Source organism: Lentibacter sp., assembly GCF_965658795.1.
In the GTDB taxonomy this organism is placed as follows: domain Bacteria; phylum Pseudomonadota; class Alphaproteobacteria; order Rhodobacterales; family Rhodobacteraceae; genus Lentibacter.
In genome coordinates this window covers 16,348-32,070 of record NZ_CBFHTG010000004.1, presented here as the reverse complement: position 1 = coordinate 32,070, position 15,723 = coordinate 16,348, and the positions used below count along the sequence as shown (strand labels likewise).

Here is a 15,723-nt window from a genome sequence, read left to right as displayed (position 1 = left end):
TAAATGTCTGAAAACACAACAGAAGTATTGGTTGGTGGCGCAGTTTTGGCCGCTGCGGTGGCCTTTGTGCTCTACACCGGGCAAGCCACGGGCTTTGCCGCGCAGGGCGCTGGCTATCCTTTGAATGCGTCCTTCCGCTCGCTTGAGGGCGTGACGGTTGGCACCGATGTGCGCCTTGCGGGTGTGAAGGTTGGCACTGTTACAGGTGTAAACCTGAATGCTGACACCTACCGTGCAGACACAACGATCAGTGTGAAAACAGGGGTGCAGATTCCTGATGATAGCGCTGTGATTGTGAGCCAAGAGGGGCTTTTGGGCGGAAACTTTGTCGAGATCATGCCCGGTGGATCACCGTTCTTTTATGAAGAGGGCGATGAGATTCTGGACACGCAAGGGTCGGTTTCGCTGATTTCACTGCTTCTTAAGTTTGTCGCGGGTGATAGCTCGGGCGGCGGCGAATGAGGCTTCGCGGGCTTGTTCTGGCTTTGGGGCTGGCGGCCGCCGGGGCGGCACAGGCCGAAGACGTGAGCCTTGGGGCTGGTGCGATCTTGCGCGGGCTCGACAAGGTGAACGGCAAGACCACAGACATTGACCTTGCCAATGGCACCAGTGCCGAGTTCGGGCGGCTTGTCGTCTCGTTGGGCGAGTGCCGCTATCCTGCGGGCAACCCTTCAGGGGATGCCTATGCCTTTGTGACTGTGCGCGAAATTGGCAAGGCTGACAGCGTTTTTTCGGGCTGGATGATTGCCTCGGCGCCTGCGCTCAATGCGCTTGACCATGCGCGCTATGACGTCTGGGTGACGCGCTGCAAGACGCAGTGAGGGTCTTGCTCTAACGCCACGGAAAAGAGATCTGCTTTGTTGCTCAGCGCCTCGCGCAGGGCGGCGCGGTAGGTTGCCCGGCTCACTTCCATGCCGCCAAGGCTGGCCAGATGGGGCGTGAGAAACTGCGTGTCAAACAGTGTGAAGCCTGTGCGCGCCAGATGGTCGACGAGATGGGCGAGGGCCAGCTTTGAGCCCCCCGTTGCGCGGCTGAACATGCTTTCGCCAAAAAACGCGCGCCCCAGAGCGATGCCATAGGTGCCGCCGATGAGCCTGTCACCTCGCCAGATTTCAAAAGAATGGGCGAAGCCTGCATGGTGCAGGGCTGTAAACACCTGCTCGATATCTGCGTTGATCCATGTGTCTTCACGGTCGGCGCAGGCGGTGATGACAGCGGCAAAATCATGGTTGAGAGCGGGGGTGTAGCCGCCTTTTTTCATCTGCCGTGCAAGGCTGCGGGAGATGTGGAACCCATCGAGCGGGATGATGCCGCGCTCGCGCGGATCGACCCAGAAAATCTCGGGGTCGTCACGCCCCTCCGACATGGGAAAGACGCCCGAAGCATAGGCGTGAAGCACAACTTCGGGCGTAAGACTCATGCCTCTCCGAGGTGTGTTTCGAGCCAGTGCTCCAGCCAGTGGATGTTGTATCCGCCTGTCTGGATGTCTTCCTCGGCCAGAAGCGCGTGGAAGAGTGGCACGGTTGTGTCGATGCCATCAACGATCAGCTCGCCAAGCGCACGGTGCAGGCGCGCGAGCGCTTCCTGCCGGTCACGGCCATGGACGATGAGCTTGCCGATGAGGCTGTCGTAGTAGGGCGGGATCGAGTAGCCGTCATAGAGCGCACTGTCCATGCGCACGCCAAGGCCACCGGGGGCGTGAAACTGCGTGATCTTGCCCGGGCAAGGCGAGAAATTGGGCAGCTTTTCAGCGTTGATGCGCACTTCGATGGCGTGGCCATTGATCTGGAGCTCATCTTGGGTGAACGACATCGGCAGCCCTTCGGCCACACGAATCTGTTCGCGCACAAGATCGACGCCGAAGATGGCTTCTGTCACGGGGTGCTCTACTTGCAGGCGTGTGTTCATCTCGATGAAGTAGAACTCACCGTTTTCATAGAGAAATTCGATGGTGCCTGCGCCGATGTAGTTGATGTTGGCGACCGCGTCGGCACAGACCTTGCCGATCCGTGCGCGTTCTTCTGGGGTGATGGAGGGGCCGGGGGCCTCTTCAAAAACCTTCTGGTGGCGGCGCTGGAGCGAGCAGTCGCGCTCGCCAAGGTGCACTGCGTTGCCTTTGCCGTCGCCAAACACCTGAATTTCGATGTGGCGGGGCGTTGTGAGGTATTTCTCGATATAGACTTCATCATTGCCGAAGTTTGCCTTGCCCTCGGCGCGCGCGGTGTGAAAGGCGCTTTCCATTTCAGCTGCGTTGAGAGCCACTTTCATGCCCTTGCCACCGCCGCCTGCTGTGGCTTTGATGATGACTGGGTAGCCGATGTCTTCGCCGATGCGCTGTGCATCTTCGAGCGTGGCAACACCGCCTTCAGAGCCAGGAACAACGGGCACGCCCAGCTTGATCATGGTTTCTTTGGCGGTGATCTTGTCACCCATCACGCGGATGTGCTCGGCTGTCGGGCCGATGAAGATCAGGTCATGGTCTTCGATGATTTGCACGAAATTGGCGTTTTCGGAGAGAAAGCCATAGCCGGGATGAATCGCCTGTGCGCCTGTGATTTCGCAGGCGGCGATGATGGCAGGGATCGACAAATAGCTCTCGGTGCTTGGCGCGGGGCCAATGCAGACGCTTTCATCGGCCATGCGCACATGCATCGCATCTGCATCGGCGGTGGAGTGTACGGCGACGCTCTGAATGCCCATTTCACGGCAGGCGCGAATGACTCTCAGGGCGATCTCACCGCGGTTGGCGATAAGGACTTTCTCAATCATGTCAGGGCCTTATTCGATAATCATCAAGGGGGCGCCATATTCGACGGCATCGCCATCGGAGACGAGAATGCGCTTAACCTCGCCCGATTTGGGGGCCGGGATATGGTTCATTGTTTTCATGGCTTCTACGATGAGAAGCGTATCGCCTTCGCTGACGCGCTGGCCAACAGAGACAAATGAAGGGGCGTCAGGCTCGGCCTGAAGATAGACCGTACCGACCATGGGCGAGTTTACCGCGCCCGGGTGGCTTGAAGGATCTTCTGCAGGCGCGGCGGCTGCCGGGGCCGCTGCAGCGGCGGGGGCTGCTGCCATGGGCGCGGCGGCAACAGGCGCTGCAACATGCTGCACAACTTCTGTCTTGCGGCTCACGCGCACGTTCAGGCTGTCGTTGTCGCCATACTCGCGCTTTACATTCAGCTCGGTGAGGTCGTTTTCGCCCAAGATTTTTGCCAGTGCCTCAATGAAGGCGACGTCGGTTTGATGAGTGCCGTCTTTTTTTGTCATCATGTCCTCGGTTTATTGGCTCCGTACGAAGGTGACGGAGCGTCAGGTTTTTGCGCCTTATAGGCGAAGTTATTGGGCGTGAAAAGCCACATGTCTCACGCCTGTTTTGAGGCCTTTGACTTTGAATAGCGAGGGGAAATTGCGGCTCATAGCGGCATTCCGGACAGTTTGGCCACCAATTCGGCCAGTTTTCGGGCGCCGAACTTTTCTTGCAGGCGTGCGCGGTAGACTTCGATCGTGCGAAAACTCAGGCCCAGCTCGCGGCCTATTTCCTTGGAGGTGAAGCCACGACAGGTGAGAATGGCGACTTCGCGCTCGCGCGCTGTCAGGGCCACCAACGGGCGCTCTTGTGACAGGTCTGCAAGGCTCCAGATGCCACGACGAAACGGGTCATCAGGGGTGAGGCTTTGGCCGCGCACGCGGCACCAGAAAAGCTCGCCTGTGCGACGGCGCATGATGCGCTCGTCGGCACAGCGCCCCGTTTTGCGCATGACGGCAAGGCTGCGCTCGCCGATGCGCTCATAGTCTTCGCGGCACGGGTAGAGCTCTTCAAGCGGGCTGTCCCTGTAGCTGTCTGCCGTGTCTCCGAACATTTCGGCAAAAAAGGCATTGGCGTGTTTGATAATACGGTTTTCCAATACAATCAGCCCGATGGGGGCATGTGTGAAAGCCATATCTGTGTGGGCATCGTGGGTCATCAGGTGAGATTGCCTGCTTTTGGCGCGCGCGGCAAGGGCGCGTAGTACTACGGCATTGCACCTGCGCTTGGCGGGGTGTTTGATTGCTCCGATGTCTGGGAGGTCATGATGAATATTGCCGAGTATTTGCGCCGTACAGCCGTGCTGAGCCCTGAGCGGGCGGCGTTGTTTTTGGGAGAAACCTGTGTCGCCACATACGGCGCGTTTTTGCATCAGGCCGGGCAGGTGGCTGCGTTTTTGCAGAGCGCCGGTGTGGCTGAGGGCGCGCCTGTTGCTATCTTCATGAACAATGTGCCCGAGTATCTTGTGGTGCAATACGGGATATGGATGGCGGGGGCTGTTGCCGTGCCGATCAATGCCAAGCTGCACGGGCGTGAGGCTGCCTGGATTATTGACAATGCGGAGGCCGAAATTGTCTTTACCTCGCCAAGTCTCACGGAGGCCTTGGAGGAGGTGGGCTGTGCGGCGCGCTTGGTTGATGTGACAACGCCCGAGTATGGGGCGATTCTGACGGGGGCTTCGCTGACAGAACCTATGGCGCGCGAGGGCGATGACCTTGCTTGGCTGTTTTACACCTCGGGCACAACGGGGCGGCCCAAGGGCGTTATGATCACCCACAAGATGCTGCGGAGTATGGCGCTGTGCTATTTTGTAGATGCAGATCAGGTGAGTGCCGATGATGCGGCGCTGTATGCTGCGCCGCTGAGCCATGGGTCTGGTATTTACAACATCATGCATGTGATGGTCGGCGCGCGCCATGTTTGTCCGCCGTCTGGCGGGTTTGATGAGGCCGAGATTTTTGACCTCGCGGCGCATTTTGGCCGCGCTCATATGTTTGCTGCGCCCACTATGGTGAAGCGGATGACGCTGGCCGCCAAGGCCGCTGGCACGCGCGGTGCGGGTTTGCGCAGCGTCGTTTATGCGGGTGGGCCGATGTATACGGCGGATATCATCGAGGCGGTGGACTGGTTTGGCCCTGTGTTTTTGCAGATCTACGGGCAGGGCGAGTGCCCCATGGGGATTGCGGCACTCAGCCGCCACGATGTGAGCGACCGCAGCCACCCGCGCTGGCGGGCGCGGCTTGGCTCTGTGGGGCGGGCGCAATCGGCTGTGGAGGTCATGATTGGTGGTGCGGATTGCAAGCCTTTGCCTGTGGGCGAGGTGGGAGAAATCATGGTGCGCGGGGACACTGTGATGCATGGCTACTGGAAGAACCCCGAGGCCACGGCCAAGACGCTGGTGAACGGTTGGTTGATGACGGGCGATATGGGCAGCATGGATGCTGATGGCTACATCACCATGCACGACCGTTCAAAAGACATGATCATCACGGGCGGAAGCAATGTGTACCCCCGCGAGGTGGAGGAGGTGCTTTTGGAGCTGCCTGAGGTGGAAGAAGTGAGCGTTGTCGGGCGTGCGCACCCCGAGTGGGGGGAAGATGTGGTGGCTTTTGTGGTGATGGCGGACGGCGCGGCGCTGGACAGCGGCAAGCTTGATGCTCAATGCCTTGAAAATATTGCGCGCTTTAAGCGCCCCAAAGCCTATTTCGCACTCAGGGCTTTGCCAAAAAACAATTACGGCAAGGTGCTCAAGACAGAGCTGCGCCAGATGTTGGAGGAGATGTCATGAGGGATTTGAGCGGAAAGACCGCCTTTGTGACAGGGTCGGTGCAGGGCATTGGGCTTGAGATCGCCAAGGCGCTTGGCGGTGCGGGCGCAGCTGTGGCGCTGCATGGGCTGGCCAGCGCGGCTGAGGCGGAGGCCGCTGTCGAGGCTGTGCGCGCAGCCGGTGCGCCAGAGGTGCGCTTTTTTGCGGGTGATATGCGCGATACGGGCGCGATTGACGCCATGCTGGCCGAGGTGCAGGCCTGGGGCGATGTTGATATTTTGGTCAACAACGCGGGTATCCAGCACACAGCGCCTTTGGCCGAGATGCCCCGTGCGGTTTGGGAGGCGGTCTTGGCGATAAACCTGTCGGCGGCGTTTCACACTATGCAAGCGCTTATGCCTGCGATGGCCACGCGCGGCTTTGGGCGGGTGATCAACATTGCCTCTGTACACGGGCTTGTGGCGAGCAAAGACAAAGCGCCCTATGTGGCCGCAAAGTTTGGCCTTGTGGGCCTGAGCCGTGTCGCGGCGCTGGAATATGCGAGCGCGGGCAGCAAGGAGAGCGGGGGCGTCACGGTAAACTGTATCGCCCCTGGCTGGACGGAGACAGCGATCATCCAGCCCCAGATCGAGGCGCGCGCCGCGGCACACGGGGGCGACCGCGATGCAGGTATCGCGGCGCTATTGGGCGAAAAGCAACCGTCTTTGCGCACCTCTGACCCTGCCGAGGTCGGAGCGCTTGCGCTTTGGCTCTGTGCGCGGGTGGCGCACAATGTCACGGGCACGACCATCCCTGTGGATGGTGGCTGGACGGCTCAGTAAACCAAACCAGCAGGCCCTTAGCCCTTCAGCTCTTCTTGCACCTCGGCAAGCTCCTGAGACAAGCGCATTTCGATGAGGTAGGCGGCTGTTGACGTGCCCATGGGCAGCTTCGGTGCTTGGGAGGCGGCCTCTTTGGGGCGGCTTTCCATCATGATACGGGTCGTATCCGCACCGTTTGCTTGCTGAACGGCAACTTGCAGCTCGGGTTTTGCGGCAGCTGGCGGCGCAGCGGTTTGACTTGCGGCCAAGCGGTCTTGCATGGCACTGGATGTGGCAGAGCGCGGTTGTGATGCGTTGCCCAGACTTTCTATTGACGACATTTGTGGCTCCCTCACGGAAGCCCCCACCAACGACCAATATCTGCCACAGATATGAACAGAGCGTTAAGAAGCGCGGTTTGAGACAAATGCGCGGTAACTTCTGTTGATGCGGCATTTAACCATAAAAAACCGCGCCAAAGCAGGGCTTGGCGCGGTTTTATGGAGCGTAGAGCCTGAAATCAGGCGCGGTTCATGCGGTTTTCGATGAGATCATCAACCACAGCAGGTTCTGCCAGCGTGGAGATATCACCCAGAGCGCCAAAGTCGTTCTCGGCAATCTTGCGCAGAATGCGGCGCATGATCTTGCCTGAGCGGGTTTTGGGCAGGCCGGGGGCCCATTGGATGAGGTCGGGCGAGGCAATCGGACCGATCTCCTGACGGACCCAAGTGCGCAGCTCTTTGCGCAACTCTTCGGTTGGTTCGGCGTCATTCATCAGGGTGACGTAGCAATAAATGCCTTGGCCCTTGATGTCATGCGGGTAACCAACAACTGCGGCTTCGGCCACGGCGCTGTGGGCGACAAGGGCTGACTCAACCTCAGCTGTGCCCATACGGTGGCCAGAGACGTTGATCACGTCATCAACGCGGCCTGTGATCCAATAGTCGCCATCTTCGTCGCGTTTGCAGCCGTCGCCTGCGAAGTAATAGCCCTTATAATCAGAGAAATAGGTCTTCTCAAAGCGCTCGTGATCGCCCCACACGGTGCGCATCTGGCCGGGCCAGCTGTCTTTCATGCACAGAACACCCTCGACCGGGTAGGTGTGGATCTCTTCGCCAGACGTGGGCTCAAGAACAACGGGCTGGACACCAAAGAAAGGTTTCATGGCGGCACCCGGCTTGGTGGCGTGCGCGCCGGGCAGGGGGGTCATCATGTGGCCGCCTGTCTCGGTCTGCCACCATGTGTCAACGATGGGGCAGCGCCCGCCGCCGACAACATCATTGTACCAGTTCCAGGCTTCCGGGTTGATCGGCTCGCCGACTGTCCCGAGAACTTTGAGCGAAGAGAGGTCACATTTCTCAACAAATTCGTTGCCTTGGCCCATGAGCGCGCGCAGCGCTGTGGGGGCGGTGTAGAACTGGTTGACCTTGTGCTTTTCGCAAACCTGCCAGAAGCGCGAGGCATCCGGGTAGGTGGGCGTGCCTTCAAACATCAGCGTGGTCGCGCCATTGGCCAGAGGGCCGTAGACGATATAGCTGTGCCCTGTGACCCAGCCAACATCGGCGGTGCACCAGTAGACGTCACCATCGTGGTAATCAAAGGTGATTTCCTGTGTCATGGACGCCCAGACGAGATAGCCGCCAGAGCAATGCACAACGCCTTTGGGTTGGCCTGTGGAGCCTGAGGTGTAGAGAATGAAAAGCGGGTCTTCTGCGCTCATCTCTTCGGCGGGGCAGTCGGCCGAGACTTTCTCGATCTCTTCATGATACCAGAAATCAAGCTCGCCGCGCCACGCGACCTGATCGCCTGTGCGCTTTACAACAAGGCATTTCACATCGTCGGTGTCGTGCAAGAGGGCTTGGTTGACGTTGTCTTTGAGCTTGGTTTTGCGGCCACCGCGGGGGGCGTGGTCGGCTGTGATGACAACTTTGGCCTGACAGCCGTTGACGCGGGCGCCCAAGGCATCGGGCGAGAAGCCCGCGAAGACGATAGAATGGATCGCACCGATACGGGCGCAGGCGAGCATGGCATAGGCCGCCTCGGGGATCATTGGCATATAGATGATAACGCGGTCGCCTTTGACCACACCCATGTTCTTGAGAACATTGGCCATTTTGCCGACATGGCCGTGCAACTCGGCGTAGGTGATGTGCTGGGCCGGCTCTGAGGGGTCGTCGGGCTCAAAGATGATGGCGGTTTGGGTGCCGCGCGTGGCGACGTGGCGGTCAACACAGTTGGCGGCGACATTGAGGGTGCCGTCTTCAAACCATTTGATATCGACGTTGCCAGGCTCAAACGAGACGTTTTTCACTTTGGTAAACGGCTTGATCCAATCAATGCGCTTGCCATGTTCGCCCCAGAACCCGTTGGGGTCACTCACAGAGGCGGCATACATTTCATCGTATTTGGCAGCGTCGACGTGGGCGTTGGCGGCCATGGCGGCGGAAGGGGGATAGGTTTTGGACATAGCGGTTTCCCATTTGTCTTTTGTTTGGCCTCTTAAGTGGCCCGCCTGTGACGCGTGGGTCAGACGGCGGGCCTGGGAGAGACTTTAGATTGCGAGATATTCGGCGCGCAGCTCTGCGTTTTCAAGCACTTCGGCGGCAGACCCGTCAAAGACGATGCCACCCGTGTCAAGGATCACGGCGCGGTCGGCGAGCTCAAGGGCGCGGACGGCGTTTTGCTCAACCAGAATGGTTGTGATGCCTTGCTCTTTGATGATGCGGAGCGTTTTCTCGATCTCGTCGACGATGACAGGGGCGAGGCCCTCGTAAGGCTCGTCCAAGAGCAGCACCTTGATGTCACGTGCAAGCGCGCGCGCCACGGCGAGCATCTGCTGTTCCCCGCCTGAAAGGGTCACGCCTTCTTGCTTGCGGCGCTCTTTGAGGCGTGGAAACAGCTCGTAGAGCCGCTCAAGTGACCAGCCGATGGGGGGCGCGATTTGAGCCAGTTGCAGGTTTTCTTCAACTGTGAGGCCCGGGATGATGCAGCGGTCTTCTGGAACAAGGCCGATGCCCGCCTGTGCCGCCTGATAGCTGGACATATTGTGCAGCGGCTGGTGGTCGAGCCAGATTTCGCCGTGAGTCACCTGTGGGGCGTCCATGCGGGCAATCGAGCGCAAGGTGGATGTCTTGCCAGCGCCGTTGCGGCCCAGAAGCGCGAGGATCTCGCCTTCATGCACATTGAAGCTGATGTTTTGCACAATATAGCTTTCGCCATAGTAGCTTTCCATGCCCCAGACCGAGAGGTAGGCGGGGGCTGTTTCGGCGTAGTTTTTGCCTTTGGAGAAGTCGGGTTTGACGTTCATGGTTTTTCTCCCTTAAGCCGCTTCGCCCAAGTACGCTTCGCGCACTTTCGGGTGGCCTTTGATGTTTTCAGGATGGTCTTCCACAAGGGGTGTGCCTTGCGCCAGAACCGTGATCCTGTCGGCGAGCGAGAAGACAACGTGCATGTCGTGCTCGATGATCGCGATGGTGATGTCACGCTCTTCCTTGATCTGCTTGAGCAGGTCGATCGTGTTGTTGGTGTCGGCACGGGCCATACCGGCTGTCGGCTCATCGAGCAGCAGCAGGCGCGGGTCCTGGCTCAGGCACATGGCGATCTCGAGGCGGCGTTTGTCGCCCCGTGACATGGAGGACGCCTGCATGCCCCGTTTGTCGGCAAGGCCCATATCTTCGAGCATGGCCTCGGCCTTCTCTACGATATCCTTGTCGCTCATCATGCCTTGCACGGCGTGCATACGGAAAGAGCCGTCACGCTTTGCAAAGACGGGGATCATCATGTTTTCCATCACCGAGAGGTCACCGAAGATCTCAGGGGTCTGGAACACGCGGGAGATGCCCATCTGGTTGATTTCGTAAGGCGTGCGGCCCAGAACCGACTGGCCGTCAAACATGACAGAGCCTGTGTCGGGGATGAGCTTGCCCACGAAGACGTTGAGCAGGGTGGATTTGCCAGCACCGTTCGGGCCGATGATCGCGTGACAGCTGTTTTCTTTGACGCTGAGCTCTACGTTGTCCAGAGCTTGCAGGCCGCCGAAGCGCTTGCCGACGTTTTTGACTTCAAGAATACCCATTGAAGCTCTCCTTATTCTGCCGGTGTGGATTGAGCCGTGTCTTCTTGGGCTTTTTTGCCTTTGAAGAGTTTGGCGATGCGTTGGCCACCTTCAACGAGGCCGCCTGGCAGGAAGATCACAACAAGCATGAAGATAATGCCGAGTGTCAGGTGCCAGCCCTTGCCGATGAAGGGGTAGACGATTGCGACGATGAAGTCTTCAAGCCCATCGGGCAGGAAGGCAAACCACGTGTGCAGGATGTCGGAGTTGATCTTGGACAGGATGTTTTCCATGTATTTGATCAAGCCCGCGCCGAGCACTGGTCCGATGAGTGTGCCTGCGCCGCCGAGGATTGTCATGAGAACAACTTCGCCTGAGGCTGTCCAGAACATACGCTCCGGGCCAACCTGAGTGTCCATTGCCACCATAAGGCCGCCTGCGAGGCCCGCATACATGCCCGAGATCACAAAGGCTGCGAGCGTGTAGGGGCGCGGGTTGAGACCTGTGTAGTTGAGGCGGTTCTGGTTGGACTTCACCGCGCGCAGCATGAGGCCGAAAGGCGAGCGGAAGATGCGGATCGCCATGTAGAAGCTGAGCACCATCACCATAGCGGCAAGATAGTAGCCCGCGTTGAAGGTGAAGAGCCAGTTGCCCATCGCCATTTCGTAGCTTGAACTCATGTTCAGCCCGAAGATGTTGGCACGCGCCTGCTCGCCTGCGGCCAAAGCGCCGTCAAGAATGCGGGCATCACCGAGCTTGAGCTGTAGGCCGGTTTCACCACCCGTGATGGGCGTGAGAACTGAATAGGCCATGGCGAAGGACATTTGCGCGAAAGCGAGTGTCAGGATCGAGAAGTAGATGCCCGAGCGGCGCAAACTAACGTAGCCAACCACCAGAGCAAAGAGCCCTGCGATAATGACAGCCATAACCATGGCTGGCAGCACGTTGGTTGTCAGCAGCTTCATCATCCAGATTGCAGCGTAGGAGCCGACACCCAGAAAGGCAGCGTGTCCGAAGCTGAGGTAGCCTGTGAGGCCAAACAGGATGTTGAAGCCGATGGCAAAGATCCCGAAGATCACAAAGCGCTGCATAAGGTCTGGGTAGCCCGCATTGAACTGTGCCAAGCCTGAGCCTTCGGGGAAGGGGTTGAGAAGGAACGGTGCGAGCATTGTGAGGCCCACGACGATCATGAGAAGTGTGAAGTCTTTTTTGTCTAGTCCGAGCATGGCTTAGTCCTCCATCACGCCTTTGCGACCCATAAGGCCACGGGGACGGGTGAGTAGAATGATAATGGCGACCAGATAAATGATGATCTGGTTCAGGCCTGGCAAAATTTCGAGAACGATGGCCATTGAGGCAAAGCTTTCGAGCACACCAAGCAGGAAGCCTGCGAGCACGGCGCCAGGCAGCGAGCCCATACCGCCCACAACAACCACAACGAAGCTGAGGACGAGAAAGTCCATGCCCATGTGATAGTTTGGCGAGTTGATGGGCGCATACATAACACCTGCAAGGCCAGCCACGGCGGCAGCGATGCCGAACATAATGGTGAAGCGCTTGTCGATGTTGATGCCCAGGAGGCCAACGGTTTCGCGGTCAGCCATGCCGGCACGCACGACCATCCCGAAGGTGGTGAACTGCAAGAAGGCAAACACAGCGCCGATGATCACGGCTGCGAAGGCAAAGTAAACAAGGCGCCAGTAGGGGTAGATGATCGTGTTCGGATCAAAGCCCAGAAGCGCGCCAAAATCAAAGCTGCCTGCAAACACTGCAGGTGCGGGTGTCGGGATCGGGTTGGCACCGTAATAGTATTTGATGACTTCCTGCAAAACGATCGCGAGGCCGAAGGTCACGAGGATCTGGTCGGCGTGAGGGCGTTTGTAGAAGTGTTTGATCAGCCCGCGCTCCATGGCATAGCCCACAAAGAGCATGACAGGCACGGTGAACAGGATTGAGAGCGGTACGGCCCAGTCTATGATGGCATCGCCCGTGGTCTGGCCGAACCAGTCGTAGATATGCGGCACCTGCACTTTCAGGGGGTTGCCCAAAAAGTCGGTTCTCGTTTCGTCGATGACGGTGTGAGACCATGTGAGAATGCGAGAGAACGTCACTGCGCAGAAAGCGCCGATCATGAACAATGCACCATGTGCGAAGTTGACAACGCCGAGCGTGCCAAAAATGAGTGTAAGGCCTAGCGCGATCAGCGCATAGGCAGAGCCCTTGTCGAGCCCGTTCAGAATCTGCAGAACGATTGCGTCCATTGTCCCACCCCGGATGTGTTTGGAGAGCCCCATGAAAACGGGGCAAAAGGATTAGGGCGAGCCAAGGCCCGCCCTAAAGCGTAAAGAAGTTATGCGCCTGAGTTACATGTGCCCAGGTTACCGCCCGCAAACTGGGGGTGGTCTGGTGCATATGTGACTTGCTCAACCGGCGTGACTTCAACGATTTCGAGCAGGTCGAACTCGGATGTCGGGTTCTCTTTACCCTTCACGACGAGAACGTCTTTGAAGCACTGGTGGTCTTCGGCACGGTAGAGTGTCTTGCCGTTGCCCATGCCGTCAAATTCAAAGCCTTCAAGCGCTTCAACAACGCCACAAGGGTTGAATGTGCCCGCACGCTCACACGCGTCTGCGTAGAGCATGGCCTGCACGTAGCATGTGTGCGCCGCCTGTGAGGGTGGGAAGCCATATTTTTCACCGAACGACTTAACGAATGCTTTTGAGCCTTCGTCTGTCAGTGACCAGTGCCAGTTGGTTGAGCCGAAGATGCCCTTAACGTTTGCGCCAGCACCCTTCGCCATCAGGCGTGAGTAGAGAGGAACAACGATTTCAAAGTTCTTGCCGTTGACTTGCTTGTCACGCAGGCCGAACTGGACCGCGTTTGTCAGCGAGTTCACCATGTTGCCGCCGTAGTGGTTCAGAACCAGAACATCGGCGCCAGACTGCAGAACAGGGGCGATATAGCTTGAGAAGTCTGTTTGTGTCAGCGGTGTTTTCACAGCGTTCACAGTTTCCCAGCCCATGGCTTCGGTTGACGACTTGACGGCTTCTTCTGTGGTGTAACCCCAGTTGTAGTCGGCTGTCAGGTGATAGGCTTTGCGATCAGAGCCATACATTTTCTGAAGCACTGGCGCGAGCGCCGCACCTGACATGTAGGAGTTAAAGAAGTGGCGGAAGCCGTTGGCTTTGCGGTCTTTTCCTGTCGTGTCGTTTGAGTGCGTCAGGCCGGCCATAAAGATAACGCCTGCCTCTTGGCAGAGCGCCTGAACAGCAACAGCAACACCTGAAGATGAGCCGCCTGTGATCATCACAGCGCCGTCTTTTTCGATCATGGATTTCGCAGAAGCGCGTGCGGCGTCAGACTTTGTCTGCGTGTCGCCTGTGACATATTCGACTTTCTTGCCGAGGATGCCGTTGCCTTTGAGCGCTTTGGAGCTGAACGTGTTCATCAGGCCGCCGTCGCCACCACCGTTCAGGTGCTCGACCGCAAGCTCGTAGGCGCGCAGTTCGTCTGCGCCTTCGTCCGCATAGGGGCCTGACTGTGGAACGTTGAAACCAAGCGTGACAGTGCCACCCTTCGGCTCGTTCATATAAGCGGCCGCTGATGAGGCTGTGAAGATCGTTGGCAAAGCAACGCCAGCGCCTGCAAGGGCACTGGTTTTCAAAACACCACGACGTGTAAAGTTAGATTTTGACATAGAGTCCTCCCGTTTCGATAAATTGGGGAAGAGCCTCCTCCTGCGCCTCCCCAAAGGCACGGTTGTGCAAATACACTATGCGGGGTGTATGGAAAATTACGCAACAAGGCATTTGAACGAAACAAAAGTTTTGTAAATTTATGCACAAAGTCTTTGCCGTGTTTGTAAATTTGTTTATGTTGCATCGCAGAAAGCGGCTGAAACTGCGGGATATTCACGATGGCGATACGGACGTTGGCGGGCAGCCGGATCAGAGAGCGCCGCATTGCGCAGGGGCTGCGGCAGGCCGATTTGGCGGCGGATGTCGGGATTTCGCCCTCCTATTTAAACCTTATTGAGCACAACAGGCGCAGAATCGGCGGAAAACTCTTGCAGGAGTTGGCGCTGCGGCTTGAGGTGGAGCCCGCGCTTCTGGCCGAAGGGGCAGAGCAAGAGGTGATTGCGCGCCTTGGCAATGTGGCCGAGCGCTTGGGCGAAGAGATCGGCATGGCAGAGAGCACAGCCTTTGCGGGGCGGTTCCCGGGGTGGGCCAACCTGATGATCCGCGCGGGGCGGCGGATTGACGAGCTGGAGCGCAATGTCGAGACGTTGACAGACCGTCTGACCCATGACCCGCATTTGGCGGCGACGCTGCATGAGGTGCTCTCGACGGTGACGTCGATCCGCTCTACGGCGTCTATTTTGCAGGACACACGCGAGATCGAGCCTGAATGGCGTGACCGCTTTCACCGCAATATCAACGAAGATGCCGCGCGGTTGGCCGAGCGGGCACAAGCGCTTGTCGGCTTTCTGGATGGTGCGGGTGACACGCAGAGCGAAGTCGGCTCGCCCCAAGAAGAGGTGGCGGGCTTCCTGTCGGCCTATGGCTGGCATTTTCCTGCGCTGGAAGACGGGCGGGCAGGGGCCGCAGAAAGCTATCTGGCTGGGGCTGCACAGCTTAAGTCCTCAAGCGCGCAAGCCATCGCAGCCAAGTATTTGGCCTGCTATGCGCAAGATGCCTCAGATTTGCCGCTTGAGGCCTTTCGGACAGCGATAGCCACCCATGGTGCTGAGCCGTTGAAGCTGGCGGCGGCGTTTGACCGTGATCTGGCCTCTGTGATGCGCCGCCTCGCCACGCTGCCTGAACATGGTTTCGGGCTGGTGATATGTGATGCATCAGGCACGATGCTGTACCGCAAGCCTGCCGATGGCTTTTCTATTCCGCGTTTTGGCGCGATGTGCCCGCTTTGGCCGTTGTTTCAGGCGCTGAGCCGTCCGATGATGCCGATGTCACAACGCGTCGCGCAGCCCGGGCGCGGCGGGATGAGTGAAAATATTTTCGAGACCTTCGCAATTGCGCAGGCTGTTTTGAGTACAGAATACGGCCATGAGCCTCTGTTGGAGGCGACCATGCTGATTGCGCCGATGGCGGGGGAAGCCAGCCCGCAAGGTGCGCGCTTGATTGGCGCGAGCTGCCGGATCTGCCCGCGCACAGGCTGTGCGGCACGGCGGGAACCTTCGATTGTGTCGTCACGCTTCTGAGGCGTCTTCGGGTATAGCTGTTTCTGCTTTTGACAGAGCGCTGTTTTGTCGCGATAAAGACAGGGCTTAGGC

16 protein-coding genes are annotated in these 15,723 nt (G+C 58.5%); 5 read left to right on the top strand and 11 right to left on the bottom strand.

Going from position 1 to position 15,723, the window contains the following annotated elements; all coding sequences use genetic code 11:
* Positions 1-3: 3 nt before the first annotated feature.
* The gene (mlaD, locus tag ACTG3X_RS03960) at positions 4-462 is read left to right on the top strand and encodes an outer membrane lipid asymmetry maintenance protein MlaD (RefSeq protein WP_439109938.1); all 459 of its coding nucleotides are present in this window, start codon (positions 4-6) and stop codon (positions 460-462) included.
* Positions 459-821 carry a DUF2155 domain-containing protein gene (locus tag ACTG3X_RS03955; protein WP_439109937.1) on the top strand — a complete coding sequence of 121 codons (363 nt, stop codon included), beginning with the start codon at positions 459-461 and terminating at the stop codon, positions 819-821. The genes mlaD and ACTG3X_RS03955 overlap by 4 nt, the downstream gene beginning before the upstream one ends.
* Here ACTG3X_RS03955 and aat read toward each other — a convergent pair.
* From aat to ACTG3X_RS03935, 4 genes are all read right to left on the bottom strand, one after another.
* The gene (gene aat / locus ACTG3X_RS03950; RefSeq protein WP_439109936.1) at positions 785-1,420 is read right to left on the bottom strand and encodes a leucyl/phenylalanyl-tRNA--protein transferase; all 636 of its coding nucleotides are present in this window, start codon (positions 1,418-1,420) and stop codon (positions 785-787) included. The genes ACTG3X_RS03955 and aat overlap by 37 nt on opposite strands.
* Complete coding sequence (accC, locus tag ACTG3X_RS03945; RefSeq protein WP_439109935.1) at positions 1,417-2,769, bottom strand: acetyl-CoA carboxylase biotin carboxylase subunit; 1,353 nt, start codon at positions 2,767-2,769, stop codon at positions 1,417-1,419. Before accC ends, aat begins: the two co-directional genes overlap by 4 nt.
* A gap of 9 nt (positions 2,770-2,778) precedes the next feature.
* Complete coding sequence (accB, locus tag ACTG3X_RS03940) at positions 2,779-3,273, bottom strand: acetyl-CoA carboxylase biotin carboxyl carrier protein (protein WP_439109934.1); 495 nt, start codon at positions 3,271-3,273, stop codon at positions 2,779-2,781.
* A gap of 146 nt (positions 3,274-3,419) precedes the next feature.
* On the bottom strand, positions 3,420-3,971 hold the full coding sequence (locus tag ACTG3X_RS03935; RefSeq protein WP_439109933.1) for a LuxR C-terminal-related transcriptional regulator: 552 nt from the start codon (positions 3,969-3,971) through the stop codon (positions 3,420-3,422).
* Between the two features lie 108 nt (positions 3,972-4,079).
* Between ACTG3X_RS03935 and ACTG3X_RS03930 the strand changes: the two genes are divergently transcribed.
* Both ACTG3X_RS03930 and ACTG3X_RS03925 read left to right on the top strand, forming a co-directional pair.
* Positions 4,080-5,600: a class I adenylate-forming enzyme family protein gene (locus ACTG3X_RS03930; protein WP_439109932.1), complete on the top strand. Its 1,521-nt coding sequence runs from the start codon at positions 4,080-4,082 to the stop codon at positions 5,598-5,600.
* On the top strand, positions 5,597-6,400 hold the full coding sequence (locus ACTG3X_RS03925) for a 3-hydroxybutyrate dehydrogenase (protein ID WP_439109931.1): 804 nt from the start codon (positions 5,597-5,599) through the stop codon (positions 6,398-6,400). The genes ACTG3X_RS03930 and ACTG3X_RS03925 overlap by 4 nt, the downstream gene beginning before the upstream one ends.
* Before the next feature lie 17 nt (positions 6,401-6,417).
* On the opposite strand, the gene ACTG3X_RS03920 is transcribed toward ACTG3X_RS03925, so the two are convergent.
* From ACTG3X_RS03920 to ACTG3X_RS03890, 7 genes are all read right to left on the bottom strand, one after another.
* A complete protein-coding gene (locus ACTG3X_RS03920; protein WP_439109930.1) occupies positions 6,418-6,720 on the bottom strand; it encodes a hypothetical protein in 303 nt (100 codons plus the stop codon).
* Between the two features lie 179 nt (positions 6,721-6,899).
* Positions 6,900-8,846, bottom strand: coding sequence for an acetate--CoA ligase (gene acs / locus ACTG3X_RS03915; RefSeq protein WP_439109929.1), 1,947 nt, complete (start codon positions 8,844-8,846; stop codon positions 6,900-6,902).
* Positions 8,847-8,930: 84 nt separating this feature from the next.
* Positions 8,931-9,686, bottom strand: coding sequence for an ABC transporter ATP-binding protein (locus ACTG3X_RS03910; RefSeq protein ID WP_439109928.1), 756 nt, complete (start codon positions 9,684-9,686; stop codon positions 8,931-8,933).
* Between the two features lie 12 nt (positions 9,687-9,698).
* The gene (locus tag ACTG3X_RS03905) at positions 9,699-10,454 is read right to left on the bottom strand and encodes an ABC transporter ATP-binding protein (RefSeq protein ID WP_439109927.1); all 756 of its coding nucleotides are present in this window, start codon (positions 10,452-10,454) and stop codon (positions 9,699-9,701) included.
* Positions 10,455-10,465: 11 nt separating this feature from the next.
* Positions 10,466-11,659, bottom strand: a complete 1,194-nt coding sequence (locus ACTG3X_RS03900) for a branched-chain amino acid ABC transporter permease (protein ID WP_439109926.1) — start codon at positions 11,657-11,659, stop codon at positions 10,466-10,468.
* 3 nt (positions 11,660-11,662) lie between these two features.
* Positions 11,663-12,694 (bottom strand): branched-chain amino acid ABC transporter permease, encoded by a 1,032-nt coding sequence (locus ACTG3X_RS03895; RefSeq protein WP_439109925.1) that lies wholly within the window; start codon positions 12,692-12,694, stop codon positions 11,663-11,665.
* 89 nt (positions 12,695-12,783) lie between these two features.
* Positions 12,784-14,130 (bottom strand): ABC transporter substrate-binding protein, encoded by a 1,347-nt coding sequence (locus tag ACTG3X_RS03890; RefSeq protein ID WP_439109924.1) that lies wholly within the window; start codon positions 14,128-14,130, stop codon positions 12,784-12,786.
* Positions 14,131-14,349: 219 nt separating this feature from the next.
* Between ACTG3X_RS03890 and ACTG3X_RS03885 the strand changes: the two genes are divergently transcribed.
* On the top strand, positions 14,350-15,651 hold the full coding sequence (locus ACTG3X_RS03885; RefSeq protein WP_439109923.1) for a short-chain fatty acyl-CoA regulator family protein: 1,302 nt from the start codon (positions 14,350-14,352) through the stop codon (positions 15,649-15,651).
* Positions 15,652-15,723: the final 72 nt, after the last annotated feature.